This is a genomic window from Holdemanella sp. DFI.5.55 (assembly GCF_020593575.1).
Lineage (GTDB): Bacteria > Bacillota_I > Bacilli_A > Erysipelotrichales > Erysipelotrichaceae > Holdemanella > Holdemanella hominis.
In genome coordinates, this window is record NZ_JAJDMK010000392.1 from 1 (window position 1) to 233 (window position 233).

Below are 233 nucleotides of genomic sequence, written 5' to 3' on the forward strand. Positions count from 1 at the left end.
GGAGCACCCTTGATGAAGGCCTCGTTTGCCAAAAAGCATCCCCAAGTTGTTAAAAGTCTGAACAAGCTGGCTGGTAAGATTACTGAAAAAGATATGCAGGAGATGAACTATCAAGTAACGGTTCAGCATCGAAAAGCCAGTCAAGTTGCCCATGAATATCTGGTTGAGCATCATTTGATTAAAAAATAACATCATAAAAAGTCAGGAGCTTCAACTTAGAAACTACCTGGCTT

At 40.3% G+C, this 233-nt stretch carries 1 protein-coding gene; it reads left to right on the plus strand.

Annotation, left to right across the window (positions count from 1 at the left end):
- Positions 1 to 189, plus strand: a 189-nt coding sequence (locus tag LJE08_RS14560) for a glycine betaine ABC transporter substrate-binding protein (protein WP_304608385.1), incomplete at its 5' end; no start/stop codon positions are given.
- Between the last annotated feature and the right edge of the window lie 44 nt (positions 190 to 233).